General features: G+C 60.2%; 20 protein-coding genes. 15 read left to right on the top strand and 5 right to left on the bottom strand.

Annotated elements, in window-relative coordinates; genetic code table 11:
• Window positions 1-99: 99 nt before the first annotated feature.
• The gene (locus BBI10_RS05400) at window positions 100-1,476 is read right to left on the bottom strand and encodes a glutamine synthetase family protein (RefSeq protein WP_065987362.1); all 1,377 of its coding nucleotides are present in this window, start codon (window positions 1,474-1,476) and stop codon (window positions 100-102) included.
• A 651-nt stretch (window positions 1,477-2,127) separates the two neighbouring features.
• Here BBI10_RS05400 and BBI10_RS05395 point away from each other — a divergent pair.
• The 7 genes from BBI10_RS05395 (at window position 2,128) to BBI10_RS05365 (ending at window position 10,467) form a co-directional block, all read left to right on the top strand.
• Entirely contained in the window at window positions 2,128-3,486 is a 1,359-nt protein-coding gene (locus tag BBI10_RS05395; RefSeq protein WP_037016227.1) for a glutamine synthetase family protein, read from the top strand.
• A 71-nt stretch (window positions 3,487-3,557) separates the two neighbouring features.
• Window positions 3,558-4,922, top strand: a complete 1,365-nt coding sequence (locus BBI10_RS05390; RefSeq protein ID WP_065987361.1) for an aspartate aminotransferase family protein — start codon at window positions 3,558-3,560, stop codon at window positions 4,920-4,922.
• Window positions 4,923-4,995: 73 nt separating this feature from the next.
• Window positions 4,996-6,093 carry a polyamine ABC transporter substrate-binding protein gene (locus tag BBI10_RS05385; protein ID WP_065987360.1) on the top strand — a complete coding sequence of 366 codons (1,098 nt, stop codon included), beginning with the start codon at window positions 4,996-4,998 and terminating at the stop codon, window positions 6,091-6,093.
• Window positions 6,094-6,369: 276 nt separating this feature from the next.
• Window positions 6,370-7,464, top strand: coding sequence for a polyamine ABC transporter substrate-binding protein (locus tag BBI10_RS05380; protein ID WP_065987359.1), 1,095 nt, complete (start codon window positions 6,370-6,372; stop codon window positions 7,462-7,464).
• 56 nt (window positions 7,465-7,520) lie between these two features.
• A complete protein-coding gene (potA, locus tag BBI10_RS05375) occupies window positions 7,521-8,663 on the top strand; it encodes a polyamine ABC transporter ATP-binding protein (protein WP_065987358.1) in 1,143 nt (380 codons plus the stop codon).
• Entirely contained in the window at window positions 8,660-9,580 is a 921-nt protein-coding gene (locus BBI10_RS05370) for an ABC transporter permease subunit (RefSeq protein WP_065987357.1), read from the top strand. Before potA ends, BBI10_RS05370 begins: the two co-directional genes overlap by 4 nt.
• Complete coding sequence (locus BBI10_RS05365) at window positions 9,577-10,467, top strand: ABC transporter permease subunit (RefSeq protein WP_065987356.1); 891 nt, start codon at window positions 9,577-9,579, stop codon at window positions 10,465-10,467. The genes BBI10_RS05370 and BBI10_RS05365 overlap by 4 nt, the downstream gene beginning before the upstream one ends.
• Before the next feature lie 239 nt (window positions 10,468-10,706).
• Here the strand turns inward: BBI10_RS05365 and BBI10_RS05360 are convergent, their stop codons facing one another.
• Window positions 10,707-13,124 carry a penicillin acylase family protein gene (locus BBI10_RS05360; protein ID WP_065987355.1) on the bottom strand — a complete coding sequence of 806 codons (2,418 nt, stop codon included), beginning with the start codon at window positions 13,122-13,124 and terminating at the stop codon, window positions 10,707-10,709.
• 165 nt (window positions 13,125-13,289) lie between these two features.
• Here BBI10_RS05360 and BBI10_RS05355 point away from each other — a divergent pair, with 165 nt between their 5' ends.
• Entirely contained in the window at window positions 13,290-14,231 is a 942-nt protein-coding gene (locus BBI10_RS05355; RefSeq protein WP_065987354.1) for an alpha/beta hydrolase, read from the top strand.
• 134 nt (window positions 14,232-14,365) lie between these two features.
• Here BBI10_RS05355 and BBI10_RS05350 read toward each other — a convergent pair whose 3' ends face one another.
• Entirely contained in the window at window positions 14,366-15,106 is a 741-nt protein-coding gene (locus tag BBI10_RS05350; RefSeq protein WP_065987353.1) for a DUF2059 domain-containing protein, read from the bottom strand.
• Window positions 15,107-15,301: 195 nt separating this feature from the next.
• Between BBI10_RS05350 and BBI10_RS05345 the strand changes: the two genes are divergently transcribed.
• A complete protein-coding gene (locus tag BBI10_RS05345; RefSeq protein WP_065987352.1) occupies window positions 15,302-15,940 on the top strand; it encodes a 2OG-Fe(II) oxygenase in 639 nt (212 codons plus the stop codon).
• A gap of 179 nt (window positions 15,941-16,119) precedes the next feature.
• Window positions 16,120-16,557, top strand: a complete 438-nt coding sequence (locus tag BBI10_RS05340; RefSeq protein WP_065987351.1) for a DUF4399 domain-containing protein — start codon at window positions 16,120-16,122, stop codon at window positions 16,555-16,557.
• A 105-nt stretch (window positions 16,558-16,662) separates the two neighbouring features.
• Here BBI10_RS05340 and serA read toward each other — a convergent pair whose 3' ends face one another.
• Window positions 16,663-17,892, bottom strand: a complete 1,230-nt coding sequence (gene serA / locus BBI10_RS05335; RefSeq protein ID WP_065987350.1) for a phosphoglycerate dehydrogenase — start codon at window positions 17,890-17,892, stop codon at window positions 16,663-16,665.
• A gap of 170 nt (window positions 17,893-18,062) precedes the next feature.
• Here serA and BBI10_RS05330 point away from each other — a divergent pair, with 170 nt between their 5' ends.
• The 4 genes from BBI10_RS05330 to BBI10_RS05315 all read left to right on the top strand — a co-directional run bounded on the left by BBI10_RS05330 (window position 18,063) and on the right by BBI10_RS05315 (window position 22,111).
• Window positions 18,063-19,457: an FAD-binding oxidoreductase gene (locus BBI10_RS05330; protein WP_065987349.1), complete on the top strand. Its 1,395-nt coding sequence runs from the start codon at window positions 18,063-18,065 to the stop codon at window positions 19,455-19,457.
• A 38-nt stretch (window positions 19,458-19,495) separates the two neighbouring features.
• A complete protein-coding gene (locus BBI10_RS05325; RefSeq protein ID WP_065987348.1) occupies window positions 19,496-20,164 on the top strand; it encodes a fumarylacetoacetate hydrolase family protein in 669 nt (222 codons plus the stop codon).
• A complete protein-coding gene (locus tag BBI10_RS05320; RefSeq protein ID WP_065987347.1) occupies window positions 20,161-21,060 on the top strand; it encodes an SdiA-regulated domain-containing protein in 900 nt (299 codons plus the stop codon). Before BBI10_RS05325 ends, BBI10_RS05320 begins: the two co-directional genes overlap by 4 nt.
• Window positions 21,061-21,199: 139 nt before the next feature.
• The gene (locus tag BBI10_RS05315) at window positions 21,200-22,111 is read left to right on the top strand and encodes an SdiA-regulated domain-containing protein (protein ID WP_065987346.1); all 912 of its coding nucleotides are present in this window, start codon (window positions 21,200-21,202) and stop codon (window positions 22,109-22,111) included.
• Between the two features lie 107 nt (window positions 22,112-22,218).
• On the opposite strand, the gene rpiA is transcribed toward BBI10_RS05315, so the two are convergent.
• Window positions 22,219-22,890, bottom strand: a complete 672-nt coding sequence (gene rpiA / locus BBI10_RS05310; protein WP_065987345.1) for a ribose-5-phosphate isomerase RpiA — start codon at window positions 22,888-22,890, stop codon at window positions 22,219-22,221.
• 154 nt (window positions 22,891-23,044) lie between these two features.
• Between rpiA and BBI10_RS05305 the strand changes: the two genes are divergently transcribed.
• Window positions 23,045-23,503: pyridoxal-phosphate dependent enzyme (locus BBI10_RS05305; protein WP_141695124.1), on the top strand; the 459-nt coding region annotated here is incomplete at its 3' end.

The following is a 23,503-nucleotide window of genomic DNA, read 5'->3' as shown; positions in this document are numbered from 1 at the left end:
CCGGCTGAAGCCGGTCCCACAGGGTGTCCGCGCAGCTCATGAATGAAAAACGCCACCGATTCTCTCGAAAAGGTGGCGTTTTCTTAACCCGTGCAGCCATCAAACCGTGTGCAGATACCAGTTGTACTCGAGGTCAGAGATGGAGTGCTCGAACTCCTCCAGCTCACTTTCCTTGCACGCAACGAAGATATCGATGTACTTCGGATCGATGTACTTGGCCATGACTTCGCTGTCGTCCAGCTCGCGCAGTGCATCACGCAAGTTGTTCGGCAGGCTTTGCTCGTTCTGCTCGTAGGAGTTGCCTTCCACGGGCGGGCCGGGCTCGATCTGGTTGGTCAGGCCATGGTGAATGCCTGCCAGCACCGATGCCATCAGCAGATACGGGTTGGCATCCGCACCTGCAACCCGGTGTTCAATACGGACCGAATCGGCGGTACCGGTCGGTACGCGCACGGCCACGGTCCGGTTGTCCAGACCCCAGCACGGCGAGTTCGGAACGTAGAATTGAGCACCAAACCGGCGGTACGAATTGACGTTCGGGCAAAGGAACGCCATCTGCGCGGGTAGGGTCTCGAGCACACCGCCGATCGCATGACGCAATGCGGCGTTCTGCTCGGGATCCTCACTGGTGAAGATGTTTTTGCCATCACGATCAAGGATCGAAATATGCACGTGCAAACCGTTGCCTGCCTGGCCTGGGTAAGGCTTGGCCATGAAGGTGGTGTCCATCTCATGGTCGTAGGCGATGTTCTTGATCAGGCGCTTGAGCAGCACCGCGTAATCACAGGCTTTCAGCGCGTCGGCGGTGTGGTGCAGGTTCACTTCGAACTGCGCCGGAGCACTTTCCTTTACGATCGCGTCGGCAGGGATGCCTTGCTCTTTCGCACCTTCCAGAATGTCCTGGAGGCAGTCGACGTACTCGTCCAGATCGTCGATCAGGTAAACCTGTGTCGAGTGCGGACGTTTGCCGGAAATAGGCGAGCGCGGCGGTTGCGGGCGGCCGTTCACGTTTTCCTGATCGATCAGGTAGAACTCAAGCTCGAATGCAGCGCAGATGGTCAGGCCCATCTCGTCGAACTTGCTGACAACCTGGCGCAGCACTTCGCGCGGATCGGCAAAGAAGGGCGTGCCTTCCAGCTCGTGCATGGTCATCAGAAGTTGTGCGGTAGGACGCTTCTGCCAGGGCTCATTGCAGAGAGTGTCGGGGATTGGATAGCAGATTCGGTCAGCGTCACCGATGTCCAGACCCAGACCGGTGCTTTCCACCGTCGAGCCGTTGATATCCAGTGCGAATAGGGAAGCTGGGAGGTTGATGCCTTTCTCGTAAACCTTATGAAGGCTGGTGCGTTCGATGCGCTTGCCGCGCACCACTCCATTCATATCTGCAATCAGAAGGTCAACGTATAGAACCTCAGGATGTTCCTTAAGGAACGCGTTCGCTTCGTTGAGCTGAACGGCACGCGGGGGTACCGACATGATGCAACACCTTTGTTGTTGAAAATATCAATCATCGAGCATTACGGGTTTCAGTCAATCCGAAAGGCCAGACGAAGTCAAGGGAGCCCTGATTTGCCCTAAAAGGGCGCCAAAAAGCCATTTTCGCCGCACTTTAGGGCAAATGTGAGGCACCTAACATGATGCAAACTGCGGGTTTGAGCAGGGCGTGTTTTATTTTTTACGGGCGTGTTGTGGAAAAAAATGAACAACGCTAAGCTCGATTGCAACCCATAACAGCAATAATACCGGGGGTCCCATGCTTCGCCTTCCGCTGATCGGCCTTACCGCCTGCACTCAGCCATTCGGGCACCGGCTTTTCACTTCACACGCTTTCAGTGTAGCGGTCCAGCCAGCGCGGCGGGCGCTGCGCATGTCTCTGCGTGGCACCTCGACACCTTACTCTTTATCCACGCCCCCATTCCACCGGGCGCGTCTTTTGCTTCGGCTGACTGACCCGGCCCAGGCTGTCTGCGGCATCCGCGACCGCGCGTTTTGCACAAGCACGACTATCTTTGAGTCTTCCAGGCATGTGGCGATGCCTGAATTCAACATGCGACACCCTGACGCCAGCGCTTCAAAGAACGCCTGACCGCCATGACGGCGACCAGGAATTAAAACCCTGAGGTATTTATGAGTACCAACCTCGACCAGCTCACCGATTGGTTGAAAGAACACAGGATTACCGAAGTCGAGTGCATGATCGCCGACCTCACCGGTATCACACGGGGCAAGATTTCACCGACCAACAAGTTCATTGCCGAGAAGGGCATGCGCTTGCCGGAAAGCGTATTGCTTCAGACCGTGACGGGCGATTACGTCGAAGACGACATCTACTACGAATTGCTGGACCCCGCAGACATCGACATGTTTTGCCGTCCTGACCAGAGCGCGGTGTTTCTGGTGCCCTGGGCCATCGAGCCGACTGCGCAGGTGATTCACGACACCTACGACAAGCAAGGCAACCCCATCGAGCTGTCCCCGCGCAACGTCCTCAAGAAAGTGCTCAAGCTCTATGCCGACCAAGGCTGGCAGCCGATCGTGGCGCCGGAGATGGAGTTCTATCTGACCAAGCGCAGCGACGACCCCGACTACCCGCTGCAGCCACCGGTGGGTCGCTCGGGTCGTCCGGAAACCGGTCGTCAGTCGTTCTCGATCGAGGCCGCCAACGAATTCGATCCCCTGTTCGAGGACGTCTACGACTGGTGTGAACTGCAGAACCTCGACCTGGACACGCTGATCCACGAAGACGGCACGGCACAGATGGAGATCAACTTCCGTCACGGCGACGCGCTGTCTCTGGCGGACCAGATTCTGGTGTTCAAACGCACCATGCGCGAAGCCGCCCTCAAGCACGATGTGGCCGCGACCTTCATGGCCAAGCCCATGACCGGCGAGCCCGGCAGCGCCATGCACTTGCACCAGAGCATCATCGACATCGAGACCGGCAAAAACATCTTCTCCAATGAAGACGGCACGATGAGTCAGCTGTTCCTGCAGCACATCGGTGGACTGCAGAAGCTGATCCCCGAGCTGTTGCCGCTGTTCGCGCCCAACGTCAACTCGTTCCGCCGCTTCCTGCCGGACACCTCTGCGCCGGTAAACGTGGAGTGGGGCGAAGAAAACCGCACCGTTGGCCTGCGTGTGCCGGATGCCGGCCCGCAGAACCGTCGCGTGGAAAACCGTCTGCCCGGCGCCGATGCCAATCCGTATCTGGCCATCGCTGCCAGCCTGTTGTGCGGTTTCATCGGCATGGTCGAGGGCCTCAACCCCAGTGCTCCCGTGGTCGGTCGTGGTTACGAACGCCGCAACCTGCGCTTGCCGTTGACCATCGAAGACGCGCTGGAGCGCATGGAAAACAGCAAGACGGTCGAGAAGTACCTCGGCAAGAAATTCATCACCGGCTATGTCGCGGTCAAGCGCGCCGAGCACGAGAACTTCAAGCGTGTGATCAGTTCGTGGGAGCGGGAATTCCTGCTCTTTGCCGTCTGACGTCCCGGGGCGTCGCCGGACTCCCAGTGAGTCGACGGCGCTCCACACGCGATACCACAATGGAGTGATTCATGAGTTCCAACAACCCGCAAACCCGCGAATGGCAAGCCCTCAGCAGTGATCATCACCTGGCGCCGTTCAGCGATTTCAAGCAGTTGAAAGAGAAAGGCCCGCGCATCATCACCAACGCCAAGGGCGTTTACCTCTGGGACAGCGAAGGCAACAAGATCCTCGACGGCATGGCCGGGCTCTGGTGTGTTGCTATCGGGTACGGTCGCGAAGAACTGGCGGATGCTGCCAGCAAGCAGATGCGCGAACTGCCCTATTACAACCTGTTCTTCCAGACCGCTCACCCGCCGGCACTGCAACTGGCCAAGGCCATTTCCGACATTGCCCCCGAGGGCATGAACCACGTGTTCTTCACCGGTTCAGGCTCCGAAGGCAACGACACGGTGCTGCGTCTGGTGCGTCACTACTGGGCGATCAAGGGCCAGCCGAGCAAGAAAGTCATCATCAGCCGCGTCAACGGTTACCACGGCTCGACCGTCGCCGGCGCGAGCCTGGGCGGCATGACCTACATGCACGAGCAGGGCGATTTGCCGATTCCGGGCATCGTGCACATTCCGCAGCCTTACTGGTTCGGTGAAGGCGGCGACATGACCCCCGACGAGTTCGGCGTCTGGGCGGCCGAACAGCTGGAGAAGAAGATTCTCGAACTGGGCGTGGACAATGTCGGCGCATTTATCGCCGAGCCGATTCAGGGCGCCGGCGGAGTCATCGTTCCGCCCGACACCTACTGGCCGAAGATCAAAGAGATCCTGGCCAAATACGACATCCTCTTTGTGGCCGACGAAGTCATCTGTGGCTTTGGCCGCACCGGCGAATGGTTCGGCAGCGACTTCTACGACCTCAAGCCTGACCTCATGACCATTGCCAAGGGCCTGACCTCCGGCTACATCCCCATGGGTGGCGTCATCGTGCGCGACGAAGTGGTCAAGGTGCTGAACGAGGGCGGCGACTTCAACCACGGTTTCACCTACTCCGGTCACCCGGTGGCGGCAGCCGTGGGGCTGGAGAACATTCGCATTCTGAGTGAAGAAAAGATCGTCGAACGGGTGAAGTCTCAAACGGCACCCTATTTGCAAAAGCGTCTGCGCGAGCTGAGCGATCACCCGCTGGTGGGTGAGGTGCGGGGCGTCGGCATGCTGGGCGCTATCGAACTGGTGAAGGATAAGGCGACTCGGGAGCGCTATGTCGGCAAAGGAGCAGGCATGATTTGCCGCACTTTTTGCTTCAACAATGGCCTGATCATGCGGGCCGTGGGCGACACCATGATCATCTCGCCGCCGCTGGTGATTACCTCCGCCGAGATCGACGAGCTGATTGAAAAGGCGCGCAAGTGCCTGGACCTGACGCTTGAGTCATTGCAGGGCTGAATTTTTATCGGGAAATTGCCAGACTGTCCGCCGTCTAGACGCCGCTTACATAAAAAACACTGGAGCCGTACGAATGAAGAAATTTGGCAAAACCCTCCTGGCCTTGTCCCTCATGGGCGCAGTGGCCGCCGCTGCACACGCCGATGACAAAGTCCTGCACGTCTATAACTGGTCCGATTACATCGCACCCAACACCATCGCCGATTTCGAGAAAGAGTCGGGCATCAAAGTGGTGTACGACGTGTTTGACAGCAACGAGACCCTGGAAGCCAAGTTGCTGGCCGGTAAGTCGGGTTACGACATCGTCGTACCGTCGAACAACTTCCTGGCCAAGCAGATCAAGGCCGGCGTCTACCAGGAGCTGGACAAGTCCAAGCTGCCAAATTACAAAAACCTCGACCCTGCCTTGTTGAAAGCTGTGTCGATCAGCGACCCGGACAACAAGCACGCATTCCCGTACATGTGGGGCTCGATCGGCATCGGCTACAACGCTGAAAAGGTCAAAGCCGCCCTGGGCGCTGATGCACCGGTCAACTCGTGGGACCTGCTGTTCAAGCCGGAAAACGCTGCCAAGCTGAAAGGCTGCGGGATCAGCTTCCTGGACTCGCCAACCGAAATGCTGCCAGTGGCGCTGCATTACCTGGGCCTGCCGACCGACAGTCAGAAGAAGGAAGACCTGCAGAAGGCCGAGGATCTGTTCAAGAAGATTCGTCCTTCGATCACCTACTTCCACTCGTCCAAGTACATCTCGGACCTGGCCAACGGCAACATCTGCGTCGCCGTGGGTTACTCGGGTGACATCTACCAGGCCAAGGCGCGCGCTGAAGAAGCGGGCGGCAAGGTCAAAGTCAGCTACAACATTCCGAAAGAAGGTGCAGGCAGCTTCTACGACATGGTCGCCATCCCGAAAGATGCCGAAAACGTCGAAGGCGCCTACAAGTTCATGAACTTCATCCTGCAACCGAAGGTAATGGCTGAAATCACCAACTCCGTTCACTTCCCGAACGGCAACAAGGCGGCCACCGAGTTCGTCGACAAGGACATCACGTCTGACCCGGGCGTATACCCGCCAGCGGACGTTCTGGCCAAGTTGTACGCGATCGCCGACTTGCCGGCGGCGACTCAACGCCTGATGACCCGCAGCTGGACCAACATCAAATCGGGTAAATAAGCCTGACCGGGTGCGTCGTCCTGTACGGCGCACCCGTGGGAGCGAGCTTGCTCGCAAATGCTGACTGCTTCAAATGAATGCAGGACTGACACACCGCAATCGCGAGCAAGTTCACTCCTACAGGTTTTGCGTCAGCCGTCATGACACCCGCGTCACAAAAAGTTTTTTTGCGAGAAGGGTTTATCGAAGGTAAGTTGCGCGCCGGATGTGTCACAGGCAGTCGTCACTGTCATCGGTACGGGCAACAGGCCCACCTACTAAAAAAGGACTGCACACGTGTCTATTTCTTTATTTTCAAAAGGCTTGCTACTCGGGGCCGGGCTTACGCTCGCTGCCGGTGCCTACGCGGATTCCACCGTTCGCATTTATAACTGGTCCGATTACATCGGCACCACAACGCTGGAGGACTTCACGTCCAGCACCGGGATCAAGACCAAGTACGACGTCTTCGACTCCAACGAAACCCTGGAAGGCAAGCTGCTGGCGGGCCACACCGGGTATGACGTGGTTGTGCCGTCCAATCACTTCCTCGGCAAACAGATCAAGGCCGGGGCGTTTCAGAAGCTCGACAAATCGCAGCTGCCCAATTACGCCAACCTCGACCCGGAACTGCTCAAGCGCCTGGAGAAGAACGACCCGGGCAACCAGTACGCCGTGCCGTACCTGTGGGGCACCAACGGCATCGGCTACAACGTCGACAAGATCAAGGAAGTGCTGGGCGTCGACACCATCGATTCCTGGGCCACGCTGTTCGAGCCCGAGAACATCAAGAAGCTGCAGAAATGTGGCGTCGCGTTCCTCGACTCGGCTGACGAGATGCTGCCCGCAGTCCTCAACTACATGGGGATGAATCCGAACAGCACCGACGAGAAAGACTACAAGGCGGCCGAAGCCAAGCTGCTCAAGGTCCGCCCGTACGTGACCTATTTCAACTCGTCCAAGTACATTACTGACCTGGCCAACGGCGACATCTGCATCGCGGCCGGTTTCTCCGGTGACGTCTTCCAGGCCAAGGCCCGTGCCGCAGAAGCCGGCAAGGGCGTCAAGATTGCCTACTCGATCCCGAAAGAGGGCGGCAACCTGTGGTTCGACATGCTCGCCATTCCTTCGGATGCGCCGGACGTGAAGGCCGCTCATGCGTTTATCAACTACATCCTCAAACCCGACGTGATCGCCAAGGTCAGTGACCAGGTGGGTTACGCCAACCCGAACCCGGCTTCGGGCGCTTTGATGGATCAGGACATTCGCAACGACGAGGCGGTTTATCCTTCGAAGGACATACAGGCGCGCCTGTACGTCAACTCCGAGCTGCCGCCCAAGATCCAGCGCATCATGACGCGCAGCTGGACGAAGATCAAAACCGGTAAATAAAGACCTTGGCGCCCGACCCCATTGGCCGGGCGCAAAAACAGTTGGGAGTTTCACCCATGGCAGTTGCCTCCGGCGCCTACAAGAAATCCCTTGAGGGTGGTCAGCAACCGAAACAGGTGCTGGTCAAAATCGATCGGGTCACGAAGAAGTTCGATGAGACGATTGCTGTGGACGACGTGTCTCTGCAGATCAACAAGGGTGAAATTTTTGCCCTGCTCGGCGGCTCCGGCTCGGGGAAATCGACCCTGCTGCGCATGCTTGCCGGCTTCGAACGCCCGACCGAAGGGCGCATTTACCTCGACGGCGTCGACATCACCGACATGCCGCCGTACGAACGTCCGATCAACATGATGTTCCAGTCCTACGCGTTGTTTCCGCACATGACTGTGGCACAGAACATCGCTTTCGGTCTGCAGCAGGACAAACTGCCCAAGGCCGAGATCGAAGCGCGGGTCGCCGAGATGCTCAAACTGGTGCAGATGACTCAGTACGCCAAGCGCAAGCCGCATCAGTTGTCCGGCGGTCAGCGTCAGCGTGTGGCACTGGCGCGTTCGCTGGCGAAGAAGCCGAAACTGCTGCTGCTCGACGAGCCCATGGGCGCGCTGGACAAAAAACTGCGTTCGCAGATGCAGCTGGAATTGGTGGAAATCATCGAGCGCGTCGGCGTGACCTGCGTGATGGTGACCCACGACCAGGAAGAGGCCATGACCATGGCCGAGCGCATCGCGATCATGCACCTGGGCTGGATCGCGCAGATCGGCAGCCCGATCGATATCTACGAAACGCCGACCAGCCGCCTGGTGTGCGAGTTCATCGGTAACGTCAACCTGTTCGACGGTGAAGTCATCGAAGACATGGAAGGCCACGCCCTGATCAGCAGCCCTGAGCTGGAGCGCAAGATCTATGTCGGCCACGGCGTCACCACGTCAGTGGAAGACAAGCGCATTACCTACGCGCTGCGCCCTGAAAAGCTGCTGGTGACTACCGAACAGCCGTCGTTCGAGCACAACTGGTCCCGGGGCAAGGTACACGACATCGCCTATCTGGGCGGTCACTCGGTGTTCTATGTGAAGCTGCCGTCGGGCAAGCTGGTGCAGTCGTTTGTCGCCAACGCCGAGCGCCAGGGCACACGGCCGACCTGGGACGACGAAGTCTTCGTCTGGTGGGAAGACGACAGCGGCGTGGTGTTGCGCTCATGAAAATCCGAAAGATAAAACGGGCTTTCAATCGAATAAAACCCACCGGGCGCCAGGCCGTTATCGGCGTGCCGTTCCTGTGGCTGTTTCTGTTTTTCGCGCTGCCGTTTCTGATCGTTATCAAGATCAGCTTCGCTGAAGCCGATGTAGCGATTCCGCCGTACACCGAGATCTTCACCTTCGTCGAGCAGAAGCTCGACATCGTGCTCAACTTCGCCAACTACGCGCTGCTGACCAGTGACGACCTGTACATCTCGGCGTACCTGGGTTCGCTGAAGATGGCCTTCATCAGCACCGTGCTGTGTCTGTTGATCGGCTATCCGATGGCGTACGGCATCTCCATCGCCCGCAAAGAAATACAGACGGTGTTGCTGCTGTTGATCATGATGCCGACCTGGACCGCGATCCTGATCCGCGTCTACGCATGGATGGGCATCCTCAGCAACAACGGCCTGCTCAACGCTTTCCTGATGTGGCTGGGCGTGATCAGCGAGCCGTTGCAGATCCTGAACACCAATCTCGCGGTGTACATCGGCGTGGTGTATTCGTATCTGCCGTTCATGATCCTGCCGCTGTACGCGAATCTGGTGAAGCACGATCAAAGTCTGCTGGAAGCCGCATCGGACCTGGGTTCGAGCACCTTCAACAGCTTCTGGAAGATCACCGTACCCCTGTCCAAGAACGGCATCATCGCTGGCTGCATGTTGGTGTTCATTCCGGTGGTGGGCGAGTTCGTCATCCCCGAACTGCTGGGCGGCCCCGAGACGCTGATGATCGGTAAAGTGCTGTGGCAGGAATTCTTCAACAACCGTGACTGGCCGGTAGCGTCGTCGCTGGCGGTGGTGATGCTGTTGATCCTCATCGTCCCGATCATTCTGTTCAACCGCAGTCAGGCCAAAGAGCTGGAGGGCAAGGCATGAGAGGCTTCCGATTCTCGAACCTGATGTTGGTGCTGGGCCTGATCTTCATCTACGCGCCCATGGTCATTCTGGTGATCTACTCGTTCAACGCCTCCAAGCTGGTAACGGTCTGGGGGGGCTGGTCGGTGAAGTGGTATGTCGGGCTGCTCGACAACACGCAATTGATGAGCGCGGTCATGCGCTCGCTGGAAATCGCCCTCTACACGTCAATCGCTGCCGTGGCGCTGGGCACCATGGCGGCGTTCGTGCTGACGCGCATCACCCGCTTCAAGGGCAAGACGTTCTTTGGCGGCCTGGTCACCGCGCCACTGGTGATGCCGGAAGTGATTACCGGTCTGTCGCTGTTGCTGCTGTTCGTGGCGATGGCGCAGTTGCTCGGCTGGCCCGAGGAGCGTGGCATCGTCACCATCTGGATCGCTCACACGACGTTCTGTGCGGCGTATGTGGCGGTGGTGGTGTCGGCGCGTCTGCGTGAGCTGGACATGTCCATCGAAGAAGCGGCAATGGACCTGGGTGCACGGCCATGGAAGGTGTTCTTTTTGATCACCATTCCGATGATCGCGCCATCGCTGGCAGCCGGGGCGATGATGTCCTTCGCGCTGTCGCTGGACGACCTGGTGCTGGCGAGCTTCGTCTCCGGCCCGGGCTCGACGACCCTGCCGATGGAAGTGTTCTCGGCAGTGCGCCTGGGCGTGAAGCCTGAGATCAACGCGATTGCCAGCTTGATTCTGCTGGCGGTGTCGATTGCGACCTTCCTGGTCTGGTTCTTCAGCCGCCGCGCGGAAAACAACCGCAAACGCGCGATCCAGCAAGCCATCGAAGAAGCCGCCGCAGACGGCTGGAAACAGCCGGACATACGCCGTGCGAAGGTGGTCGAGTCGGTTTGATAGTAGGACCGGCTTCAGCCGGGAAGAGGCCGGTGTGTTCGCTATAGATTTGCAGCGTAACGTCCAACGCCTTCCCGGCTAAAGCCGGTCCTACAGTCGGTGTGCCAGGCAGTCAATGATCGTTCCCACGCTCTGCGTGGGAATGCATCTCCTGACGCTCCGCGTCACAGCGATGGACGCGGAGCGTCCCGGGCGGCATCCCCACACGGAGCGTGGGGACGATCATCACTCACACGGGGTTAACGCCCCGGCACTAACCTCAATACCTCTTTGCTGTTGCCCGCCACATCCCCTTCACTGAACCGCTCCGGCACGTACTCGCCGTTGACGTAGCGTTGCGCCTGATCGGCGTAGTGCTTGTCGAACAGCACGCCGCTCTGGCCCACCGGGTTAATGCCCAGAGCATGGGCCGGGTCGGCGAAGTCGATGAGGCGGCGCGTCGATGGCCCGTACGTCACCGGCCACGGCGCGGGGCCCAGGCTCGCTGACAGGTTGTTCGGCACCTCATGGGTACCGGGCGCCGCGAACGGCCCGACATTGAACAGCATGTCCAGCGGCGGCTGTTTGCCCAGCGGATGTTCGTGGGTCAGCGTGTGCGCCTTGCCCCACGTCCATTCATCCGGGTTCTGCCCGTACAGCGATTTCAAATGCGAGACCGCGGCATGCCAGGCGACCTTCACCGTGTTGTCGCGGCTCTCGGGCTCTCGAGAATGGCGATTGTTCCACCACGGCGAATTCGCGTCGGCCGCCAGTCGCGGCAGCGCCAGGTCAATGAGGCGGGTCGACAGCAGCGTGGTGAACAGCCCGTCGCTCAGCTCGTCATGGAAAGCCTCATCGGTCAGGTTGAACAGGAACTGATTGAACAGCGTCGCCCCCACCGAATCCACGGAGTAGTCACCGTTCCACGCCGCCATGCGCTCCAGCAAGTCGTGCTCCTCCGGCTCGCTCACCACCCGGCGCAGCACCGGAATCAACGGCGTGAGCATCTGTGCGGCGTAATCCGTCCGGGTGCCGAGCTGCAGCGCTTTGCTGTTCTCCAGATTCCATTTCACCTTGTCGTTGCTCAGTTGGTTATTCAGCTGACGACCGCGTTCGGGGAGATTGTAATAGCCCGGAATCTCCATCCCCGTAGGCGACACCGGCTGGAAGTTCGCCGAGACGATATAACCCCGTGTCGGGTTCTCTTCCTGCGGGTTTGCGCTGAAAGGGTAGAAGCCATTCTTGTCAGCCTGCTCGGAGGCGCCGTCGAGAATGAACGTCGGATTGACCCCCGCAGGCCGCCTGGGCAACTGTGCCGCAGCCCACCAGCCGATATCACCCCTGGCGTTGGCGTAAACGACGTTCAGGCCCGGCGACTGGATCTTCTCGGCGGCGCTGCGCATCTTGTCCAGCGTGTCGGCGCGGTTGGCTTCATAGAAGCCCTGGAGGATCGGGTTGTCCGACTCGAGAAACGACCACCACATCGCAATCGGCGTATCGCTCGGCTGTCGCGCCCCATTGCCACCCATCGCGTCATTGACGATTGGGCCGTGGGGTGACTGCCGCAGGGTCAGGATGACGGGAGATTCGCCCTTGACCTCGATCTGTTCGGTGCGGGACGTCATGTCCACCCAGGCGCCGTGATACCAGACTTGATCGGGATTGTCGGGGTTGGTTTTCTCGGCGATCAGGTCCAGATCATCGTTCTGGAACATGGTCAGGCTCCAGCCGAAGTCCAGGTTGTGGCCGAGCAGGGCGAAGGGGTTGAGCGCCTGAAAATGCCCGTATAGCTCAAAGCCCGGCGCCGTAAGCTGCGCTTCGTACCAGACTGCCGGTACCGAGAAACGAATGTGCGGATCACCCGCCAGCAGCGGTTTGCCACTCTGGGTGCGGCTGCCGGAGACCGCCCAGGCATTGCTACCCTCGAACTGCGGCAGGCCGGCTCTCTCCAGTGCCTGCTGGCTGAGCAGCGCCAGGTCATTGAGGCCTTCCCAGTCGTTGCCGGTCAGCGCAGGCGTTTGATTGCCCCCGGAAGACTGCCCAAGCGCGCCTTTGGGCTGCCAGTCCAGATCGAAGATTTTCAAGTATTCCGGGCCCAGTTGATCCCGCACATAGGTCATCAACGGCTCGGTGCGAAAAGCGGCCGCGAAGCTGTACGCCAGATACCCGCCGACGCTGAGGGTGTCTTGCGCCGTGAACGGCCGCTCGCGAATGCCCAGCACGTCGAACTCGATCGGTTTGGGATGCGTCGCCTGGTATTGATTGATGCCGTCCAGATACGCCTGCAGCGCCTTCCACGCCGGCGTGTTTTTATCCTGGCGCGCGACGTAGGCATCGGCGTGTTCGCGGATGCGCAGGCTGCGGAACAGCTTGTCGGTGTTGACCAGCTTGGGGCCAAGGACTTCAGCGAGCTCCCCGCGCGCCAGCCTGCGCAGGATTTCCATCTGGAACAGGCGGTCCTGAGCGTGGACGTAGCCCAGCGCGCGGTACAGATCGTCCTGATTGTCGGCGCGAATATGCGGCACGCCCCGCTCGTCGTAACGCACGGTGACCGGGGCCTGCAGCCCGGTGAGGCTCATCTCGCCATCGCGGACCGGCTGCTTGCCGTGGATGTACCACGCGCCTGCGCCCCCGATGAGCACCAACACTGCGACGACGACGTAAAGGCTGCGTTTCATCCGGGGGCTCAAATGAGAATCGGGAAGGTTTTGCAGGCTACAGATTTGTCTCGCGACTGGGTAGACGGAGCGCCCATGGATTTAAGTGGCGCAACTTGCCACGCCGCTGCGGACAGATGACACTTCCGTGCGGCCGCTTCCTACACTCCCCCATCTGGAATTCCGATGTCCGACACGTTCGACCCCGACCATTTGCGTGCTGAGCTCTTGCCGCTGAGCACGTTGCAGGCGCCATCTGAAGAGGCCCAGGCTTATCAGCGTTTCTACGGTTTGAATGCGCTCGGGCCCAATGGCGCGACCAGTAGCCGGATCGGGCGCGTTGAAGTGGGCGGCTACGACATCGTCGCGGAGATGTGGATGCCTGATCAGCCGGTCGGGACGCTGGTGCTGATGCACGGCTTTTACGATCACGTCGGGCTGTACCGTCACGTCATCGACTGGGCGTTGGGGCTTGGGCTGGCGGTGATTGCCTGCGACTTGCCGGGCCATGGACTGTCCAGTGGGGCGCGGGCGAGCATTACCGACTTCGCGGAGTATCAGGCGGTGCTGGATCGGCTGTTTGTCGAAGCCGAGCGCCTCACGCTGCCCAAGCCGTGGCACTTGTGCGGGCAAAGCACTGGCGGCGCGATTGTCATCGACCACTTGCTTCATCATGGCGACGCCAGCCCGGCGCAGGGTCAGATCATCCTGCTGGCGCCGCTGGTGAGACCGCGTGGCTGGGCCTTGTCGAAACTCAGCTATTACCTGCTGCGCGGCTTCGTCAAAGCCATCGACCGGCGCTTCAGCGAAAACTCAAACGCCCCGACCTTTCTGCCCTTTCTGCTCGCGGACCCGTTGCAGCCGCGACGCTTGCCAACGGTGTGGGTGGGCGCGCTGGCGAAATGGATCGAGCGCATCGAACGCGCGCCGCGCAGCCGCCGCAGCCCGCTGATCGTGCAGGGCGAGTCAGACATGACAGTGGACTGGAAACACAATCTGCCGGTGCTCAAGGACAAGTTCGCCGAGCCGCAGATCTTCATGTTGCCCGAAGCGCGTCACCATCTGGTCAACGAGTCACCGGAGCTGCGCGCGCGGTTTTTTGAGTTTCTGACCCAGCGGATGGGGTAGGGCTCCAAGGCCGGCTTGCCGGCTGACAGAACGAATGCAGGACCGGCTTTAGCCGGGAAGGCCTGAGTCGTCACACCGGAGGATGGAGGGTGTGCCAACAGTCACCTTCCCGGCTGAAGCCGGTCCTACCAACGTCATTTGACCGTCTGCCCGACCGCCAATCCCGCGCGAACGGCTGCCAGCGCCGCCTTGTAATAGGCCTTGCCTTCGTTGGACTCGGCAAAGGTCGCGAACTCGTCCAGCTCGCCGTCCGACAGGTCGCGGTACACATAAAGCAGCGTGTTGTTCACGTCCTTGCCGATCTGCCCCATGAGCCGCTGACGCTGACTGTCGAGCATCGCCTGGGTCGTTCCGCCACCCATCAGGCCTGGAATCATCGAACTCAGACTGTCGGCAGCGACGCCAGCAATCGCCATGCTGACCTCGGCGCCGGCTTCCTTGGCGGGAAGGGCGTTGGCCAGGTGGCCGATGATCAGCAGACGATTGTCATCCGCCTGAATGTGCGGCAGGCCTTGGGCGTTTTTGGCCAGTTGGTCCGGGCGCGTGGCGGTGAGCTCGGCATTGACGATCTTGCGGCCAAGGGGCGACTGGAAAAACTGCAGCGCCGGGTTCGGGTCCTGCAGCGTCTGGCGCAGCATTTGCTCCCCGCGCTGGTCCATCGCCTGCGGCGCGAAACGCTGATTGCTGTTGCTCACCAGAGCGTCGAACACGGCCGGTGGAAGGCTGTTGCGGTAACGCTGCTGGGCGGCTTTGAGGGCATCGACAAAATGAGCGCGTTGTTCCGGCCAGCCGGCGAGCGTGTACAGCTGATCGTGGCCGTCTGCCCAGGCGGGCAAAGTGCAGAACATCAACAGCAGGAAAAACAGACGGCGCATTAGAGACTCCTGTCGGCAGGCCGCCATTCTCGGTGGGGCAGCGGGGATTTGTCGAGTTAACACTTGCCAGACCCCGCTAAAAACCTCAGGTTCGATCAGCGGTAGGGCAAAACCGCCGGGCGTATTCAAACCCGTAAAAATATTCCTCATTCGCCGGACTGCAGGCCCTGTCGGATTAATCGGCGTATGGATACTATGCGCGCCATGCGCATATCCCCTGATCACCCGCTGCTGTTGCGAATCGTCGACGACTTGGCCGAGCGTGGCTGGTCGCAGCAGAACATCTTCCTGCCCGACACCCTGACCCGCGAGCTGGCGCTTGAATGCCGCACGCGTGCCGTTCAGGGCGAGCTCGCGCCTGCCGCAGTGGGGCGCGGGCCGGCGCAGGAGGTTCGCGAGGGGATTCGTGGCGATCACATTCAGTGGCTGGAAGCGGGGCAGGCCGAGCCGTGCGATCGCTATCTGGACCTGATGGAGAGCCTGCGTCAGGCGCTGAACCGAGGCCTGTTTCTCGGCCTTGAGGACTACGAAAGTCACTTCGCGCTCTATCCGCCGGGGGCCTTCTATCTCAAGCACGTGGACCGTTTTCGCGATGACGACAAACGCATGGTCTCGGCGGTTGTTTATCTCAACGACGGCTGGTTGCCGGAGCACGGCGGCCAGTTGCGGATGTACCTCAAGGACGGCGTCGAGTATGACGTGCAGCCCACCGGCGGCTGTCTGGTGGTGTTCCTCTCGGGCGACATGCCCCACGAAGTCATGCCGTCCACCCGTGAGCGGCTGTCGCTGACCGGTTGGTTCAGGCGGCGCGGGAACGAGCCGTTCGAGTTGTAACTGGCTTGCTGTCCGTCTGCATCCGCCCAACATGAAATCTTCTACATCCCGCCACTCAGCGAAATACTTCGCGTCCAACCGCAGCTAAGGTAAAGGTCGTTCCTGAGCGGTTGGCTGTCGGGATGAAGAGGCTTCAAGCCCCGAGCCCGCCAGCCGCACATCGATAAAACGGAGAAATCATGAAGACGTTATTCGCGAGAACTGCCCTGACCGGACTGCTGTTGGCGGCGAGCTTGCTGGCCCAGGCCGCCGACATGCCGCGTACTGCCTCCCCAGCGGGCGCAGAGGTTTACATCATCTCGCCGAAGGACGGCGCGACCGTCAACGGCGCATTCAAGGTGCAATTCGGTCTCAAGGGCATGGGCGTCGCCCCGGCCGGTGTGGACGTCCCGGACACTGGTCATCACCACCTGCTGATCGACGTCAAGGATCAGCCCGACATGACCGCGCCGCTGCCGACCACCGACAACATCCGCCACTTCGGCAAAGGCCAGACCGAAACCGAGCTGAACCTCACGCCGGGCCAGCACACCCTGCAACTGCTGGTCGGCGACAAGAACCACGTTCCGCTGAATCCACCGGTCGAGTCGCAGAAGATCATCATCACGGTGAAATGACGCGCTGCAGAAGGGTGTCTTGCGCACAGCCGGCGTGTTGCCTGATTCGCGCACAAAAAAAGGAGACCCGAAGGTCTCCTTTTTTATCACCCTGGAACCAACGTCCTAGAACAGAACGCGGCTACGGATGGTGCCGTTGATGTGCTGCAGTTTCTCTTGCGCCAGATCGGAGTACTCGGCGTCAACGTCGATGACCACGTAACCGACTTTCTCGTTGGTCTGCAGGAACTGACCGGAGATGTTGATGCCGTTTTCCGCGAAGACCTTGTTGATCTCCATCAGTACGCCCGGGATGTTCTGGTGGATGTGCAGCAGGCGGTGCTTGCCCGGGTGAGCCGGCAGGGCCACTTCCGGGAAGTTGACGGAAGAAACCGACGTACCGTTGTCGCTGTACTTGACCAGTTTCTCTGCCACTTCCAGACCGATGTTGGCCTGGGCCTCAGCGGTCGAGCCGCCGATGTGCGGGGTCAGGATCACGTTGTCCAGGCCGCGCAGCGGGCTTTCGAACACGTCGTCGTTGGAGCGGGGCTCGACCGGGAACACGTCGATGGCCGCGCCGATCAGGTGCTGATCCTTGATCGCTTCAGCCAGGGCGTCTAGCTCGACCACCGTGCCGCGCGCTGCGTTGATCAGGATGGCGCCCTTCTTCATCGTGCGAATTTCTTTCTCGCCGATCATCCACTGGGTTTCGTTGGTTTCCGGAACGTGCAGGGTGACGATGTCGGACATGCCCAGCAGCTCGTTCAGGCTCGATACCTGAGTGGCGTTGCCCAGCGGCAGCTTGGTCAGGGTGTCGTAGAAGTACACCTGCATGCCCAGGCCTTCAGCCAGGACCGACAGCTGAGTACCGATCGAGCCATAGCCGATGATGCCGAGCTTCTTGCCACGAATTTCGAACGAGTTGGCTGCGCTCTTGATCCAGCCACCGCGATGGCAGGAAGCGTTCTTCTCCGGGATACCGCGCAGCAACAGGATGGCCTCGGCCAGCACCAGCTCCGCCACCGAACGGGTGTTGGAGTAGGGGGCGTTGAACACAGCGATGCCGCGTTCGCGGGCTGCGTTCAGATCAACCTGGTTGGTACCGATGCAGAAGCAGCCGACCGCGACCAGTTTCTTGGCGCTGTCGAACAGTTCTTCAGTCAGTTGGGTGCGGGAACGAATACCGATGAAATGAGCGTCGGCAATCTTTTCCTTCAGTTCGGCTTCCGGCAGAGACTTGGTGTGGTACTCAATGCTGGTGTAACCGGCGGCCTTGAGGACGTCGACCGCGGACTGGTGGACGCCTTCGAGAAGAAGGAACTTGATCTTGCTCTTGTCGAGGGAAGTCTTGCTCATCTGCGTAAACCTGTGTCCCGGAGAGAAATGGCAGTAAGTGAAGCGCGCGCCAATCGGCCGAAAGCTCGATTGGCGGGGGGCGTATGCTAGCATATGCACCCCGCGAAACACCCCATTCCTGGACGTGAGCCGTTCTCAGGATGACCATGAATTGTTCGAGAGTTCTGTTGATGACCCATCCTGCGCTGATAGATGAGCTGAAGACCCTGGTTGAGCCCGGCAAGGTCCTGACCGACGCCGATTCCCTCGAAACCTACGGCAAGGACTGGACCAAACATTTCGCCCCGGCGCCCACCGCCATCGTCTTTCCCAAGACCACCGAACAGGTGCAGGCGATCGTCCGCTGGGCCAACGAACGCAAGGTTGCGCTGGTGCCGTCGGGTGGTCGCACCGGGTTGTCCGCCGCCGCCGTTGCCGCCAACGGTGAGGTGGTCGTCAACTTCGATTACATGAATCAGGTGCTCGAACTCAACCTGACAGACCGCACTGCCATCTGCCAGCCAGGCGTGGTCACCAAGCAGCTGCAGAATCTCGCCGAAGAAAACGGCTTGTATTACCCGGTGGACTTCGCGTCTTCAGGCTCCAGTAATATCGGCGGCAACATCGGCACCAACGCCGGCGGGATCAAAGTGATTCGCTACGGCATGACCCGCAACTGGGTCGCGGGCCTCAAAGTGGTCACCGGTAAGGGCGACCTTCTCGAACTGAACAAAGACCTCATCAAAAACGCCACCGGCTATGACATGCGCCAACTATTCATTGGCGCTGAAGGCACGCTCGGGTTCGTGGTCGAGGCGACCATGCGTCTGGACCGCGCGCCGAAAAACCTCACCGCGATGGTCCTCGGGACCACCGATTTCAACGCCATCATGCCGGTGCTGCACGCGTTCCAGAGCAAGCTGGACCTGACCGCATTCGAGTTCTTCTCGGACAAGGCGCTGGCCAAGGTCATGGCGCGCGGTGACGTGCCGTCCCCGTTCGAAACCGATTGCCCGTTCTACGCACTGCTGGAATTCGAAGCGACCACCGAAGAAGTGGCCAACCACGCGCTGGAAACCTTCGAGCACTGTGTTGAGCAGGGCTGGGTGCTGGATGGCGTGATGAGCCAGAGCGAACAGCAACTGCAGAATCTGTGGAAGCTGCGCGAATACATTTCTGAAACCATCTCCCACTTCACGCCGTACAAGAACGACATCTCGGTCACCGTTTCGAAGGTCCCGGCGTTTCTCGCTGAAGTGGACGCGATCGTTGGCCAGCATTACCCGGATTTCGAAATCGTATGGTTCGGCCATATCGGCGACGGCAATCTGCACCTGAACATCCTCAAACCGGAAAACCTGAGCAAGGACGAGTTCTTTGCCAAGTGCGCAACGGTGAACAAGTGGGTGTTCGAGATCGTCCAGAAGTACAACGGCTCGATCTCCGCAGAACACGGCGTCGGTATGACCAAGCGTGACTACCTGCACTACAGCCGTTCGCCGGTGGAAATCGAATACATGAAGGCCGTCAAAGCGGTGTTCGACCCGAACGGCATCATGAACCCCGGCAAAATCTTCGCGGTGTAAGCGGTTCCCCCATTACAACAAGCTTCTCAGGAGCGCTCATGAGCTATCAGCACAAGTACGTCGACGGCACCAAGGTTCACTTTCCGCTCGGTAAAGTCGTCTGCATCGGCCGAAATTACGCCGAGCACGCCAAGGAACTGGACAACCCGGTACCGACCGAGCCATTGCTGTTCATCAAACCGGGCAGCTGCGTGGTCGGTATCGAGGGGGGCTTCAGCATTCCTCAGGACCGGGGTTCGGTGCACTACGAAGCCGAGATCGTCGTGCTGATCGGCAAGCCGCTGAGCAAGAACCCGAGCCGCGAAGAAGTCCTCGATGCGATCTCCGGCTTCGCTCCGGGCCTGGACCTGACGCTGCGTGACGTGCAGTCGAAGCTGAAAGAGAAAGGCCTGCCGTGGGAAATCGCCAAGTCGTTCGACGGCGCGGCGGTCATTGCGCCGTTCGTATCCGCTGACGCCTACCCCGATCTGACCGACATCGCCATCCGCCTGACCATCAACGGCGAAGTCCGCCAGGACGGCAACAGCAGCCACATGCTCAACCCGATCGTGCCGATGATCCAGCACATGGCCTCGCAGTTCTCGCTGCAGGCCGGCGACCTGATCATGACCGGCACGCCCGCAGGCGTAGGACCGTTCACTGTTGGCGATGAGATCGTGCTGGAGCTGACTGGCCAGAGCCGTTTCGAAAGCGACGTTCGCGGATGACACAGCGTAAAAGCCGTGCGCGTTTCCGCTGGTGGTGGTTGCTCGTTGCAGCGCTGGTGATTTTGGCCGGTCTGTCTTATGCCTGGCACTGGGACGATCGCGGCCTGTTGTGGCTGCGCGAGCGCAACGTCACGCAGGCCGAGCGCGCAGCGGGCATCTGGCTGCCGGATTACAAGGTCGACATCGACGCCAAGCCGCTGGCCGGCATGGAAGAGGACGAGGCCTCGGACCTGTCCTACGACCCGTCGACCAAAACCCTGTATTCGGTGATGGGCAAAAACCCTTTCCTTTCCGAGATCACGCTGACCGGCGACGTCATTCGCAAAATCCCGCTTGTAGGCTGGGGCAACCCCGAGGGTGTAGCCGTTCTGGGCGACGGCCTGATTGCCATCGTCGATGAGCGTCAGCACCTGATGACCATCGTCCACGTCACGCCTGAAACCAAAACCCTCAACATCGCCGACTTCCCCAAGTACGACCTGGGTCCCTCGAAGGATCAGAACAAAGCCTTCGAAGGCATCGCCTGGGACCCTCGGGATCAGCAGTTCCTGTTTGGCGAAGAGCGTCCGCCGGCGTTGTACAGCTGGAAGGCCGACGGCAGCAGCGAAGTGAAGGGCGAGAAGCGCAAGCTGATCAACGACAACCTGATCGTGCGCAATCTGTCGTCCCTGTACGCGGACCAGAGGACCGGGCATTTGCTGGTGCTGTCCGCCGAGTCGCACATGCTGCTGGAACTGGACGGCAAGGGGAATCAGGTCAGCTTCATGACGCTGCTGCATGGTTTCAACGGGCTGAGCCAGACCATCCCGCGCGCCGAAGGGGTGGCGATGGACGAGAACGGCACCATTTACATGGTCAGCGAACCCAACCTGTTTTACACCTTCAAGCGGCAGTGACGCCGGGCCGGTTTCGACTTGATGGTCTGCCCACTTTCGCTTGAGCTCTGAAAAGGTCGAACGAGATGTCACATCGCTTTCAGTTTGGCTTCAGAATACGGTGATATTAAAGCCGCCCCACTGAAGTCGAGCCCCCTGCATGCGTCGTGTGTCCCCGTTCCAGAGCGTCCTGCTCACGTTACTTGTCCTGTTGATACTGACCGCGTCCTTTTTCGTGGCGCGCGAATACCGGGTCATCGAGCGGCTCTGGTTCAACTGGTACGTGTTCTGGCAATCCAGCGACGCGCAAGCGCTGGGCCTCGACGCCTATGAGGTCGAGATTGAGGCGCGGGCCATCGACGGCCTGACGGCTAACGTCTCGGCCCTCAGCTTCGATCCGCAGCGCAAGACCCTCTTTACCGTGACCAACAAAAATCCCGAGCTGGTCGAGCTGAGTCTGGAAGGGCGGATTCTCAGACGAATTCCCCTGACCGGGTTCGGAGACGCTGAAGCGGTCGAATACATCAGCCCCGGGATTTACGTCATCAGTGACGAGCACAGTCAGCGGCTGATCAAGGTTCACGTGGATGACGACACTACATTCCTCGACGCCGCCGATGCCGAGCAGTTGACCCTGGGCATGGATGCCGGCGGCAATAACGGCTTCGAAGGCCTGGCCTACGATAATCAGGGCCGCCGCCTGTTCGTCGCCAAAGAGCGGCGGCCGGTGCAGATCATCGAAGTGCGCGGCTTTCCTGACGCCGGAACCCATTCCCCGAACATCCTGGAAGTGACGTCCAGCAAGCAGCGGGATGCCGGCCTGTTCGTGCGTGACCTTTCCAGTCTGCAGTTCGATGAGCGCAGCGGGCACTTGCTGGCGCTGTCGGATGAGTCGCGGCAGATTCTCGAGCTGGACACTGAGGGCAAGCCCGTCGCTAACGTGTCACTGACCAAGGGCAGCATGGGCCTGAGCAAAAGCGTGCCCCAGGCCGAGGGCATCGCCATGGGGGAAGACGGCACGTTGTACGTGGTGAGCGAGCCGAACCTGTTTTATGTGTTCAAGAAACGCTAACCCGGCGCTGGATGTGGCGAGGTTGGGAGAGCTGCGCATCACGGGTGGGCGTGACCGAGATCCCCAGCCCACCGCTGTCCAGCAAAATCAGCCTTGCCCCGCAACAATCAGCGCTTGAGGGTTTTCACGCCTTCTTGGGTGCCCAGCAGCAGCAGATCCGCCGGGCGCGCGGCGAACAGGCCGTTGGTGACGACGCCGACGATGTTGTTGATCTGCGCTTCCGCTTCCATCGGGTTGGTGATGTTCATGTTGTGCACATCGAGGATGATGTTGCCGTTGTCCGTCAGCACGCCCTCGCGGTAGACCGGGTCGCCGCCCAGCTTCACCAGTTCTCGGGCCACGTGGCTGCGGGCCATCGGGATCACTTCGACCGGCAGGGGAAACGCACCCAACACCGGCACCAGCTTGCTGGCGTCGGCGATGCAGATGAAGGTTTTGGCCACGGCGGCAACGATCTTCTCCCGGGTCAGGGCTGCGCCGCCGCCTTTGATCAGGTTCAGGTGCTCGTCGCTTTCGTCGGCGCCGTCGACGTAAAACTCCAGGTCGCTGACCGTGTTCAGCTCATACACCGGAATGCCGTGGCCCTTGAGGCGTGCGGCCGTTGCGTCGGAGCTCGCGACTGCGCCGTCGAACGCGCCTTTGTGCAGGGCCAGCGCGTCGATGAAGCAATTGGCGGTAGAGCCGGTGCCCACGCCCACGACGCTTTTGTCGTCGAGCTTCGGAAGGATGAAATCGACGGCGGCCTGGGCAACGGCCTGTTTGAGTTGATCCTGGGTCATGCGAGGTGGGCTCCGGTTACAGGGAATAGCGATAGGTCCGAGGGCCGGCAGTATAACGACATGCCGTGGTCAAAGCCTGAGTCTTGATATGGTCGTGCGCCGGGCCGAGGGGTAGACTTCCGGGTCTTGCCCCTTCGCCAGCGATTCTTCCCCGATGCTCGAGCACTACGTCAAAAAGATCCTTAACTCCCGCGTGTACGACGTTGCCGTGGAAACCCCGCTGCACGCCGCCCGCCAGCTCTCCGAGCGCCTTGGCAACAACGTGCTGCTCAAACGCGAAGATTTGCAGCCGGTGTACTCGTTCAAGATTCGTGGCGCGTACAACAAGCTGGCGCAGCTGAGCCCGGAAGAACTGGCGCGGGGCGTGGTGACGGCGTCGGCGGGCAACCATGCCCAAGGCCTGGCGCTGGCGGCGAAGACCTTGGGCGTGTCGGCCACCATCGTGATGCCGAAGACTACGCCGGAGATCAAGGTCGAAGGCGTGCGCTCCCGGGGCGGAAAGGTCGTACTGCACGGCGACTCGTTTCCCGAAGCGCTGGCGTATTCGCTGAAGCTGGTCGAGGAACATGGCTACGTCTACGTCCACCCCTACGACGACCCTGACACCATTGCC

The sequence above is a fragment of the Pseudomonas graminis genome, assembly GCF_001705435.1.
Taxonomy (GTDB): domain Bacteria; phylum Pseudomonadota; class Gammaproteobacteria; order Pseudomonadales; family Pseudomonadaceae; genus Aquipseudomonas; species Aquipseudomonas graminis_B.
The sequence above is the reverse complement of the archived record's forward strand: the minus strand, read 5'-3'. Positions and strand labels throughout refer to the sequence as shown.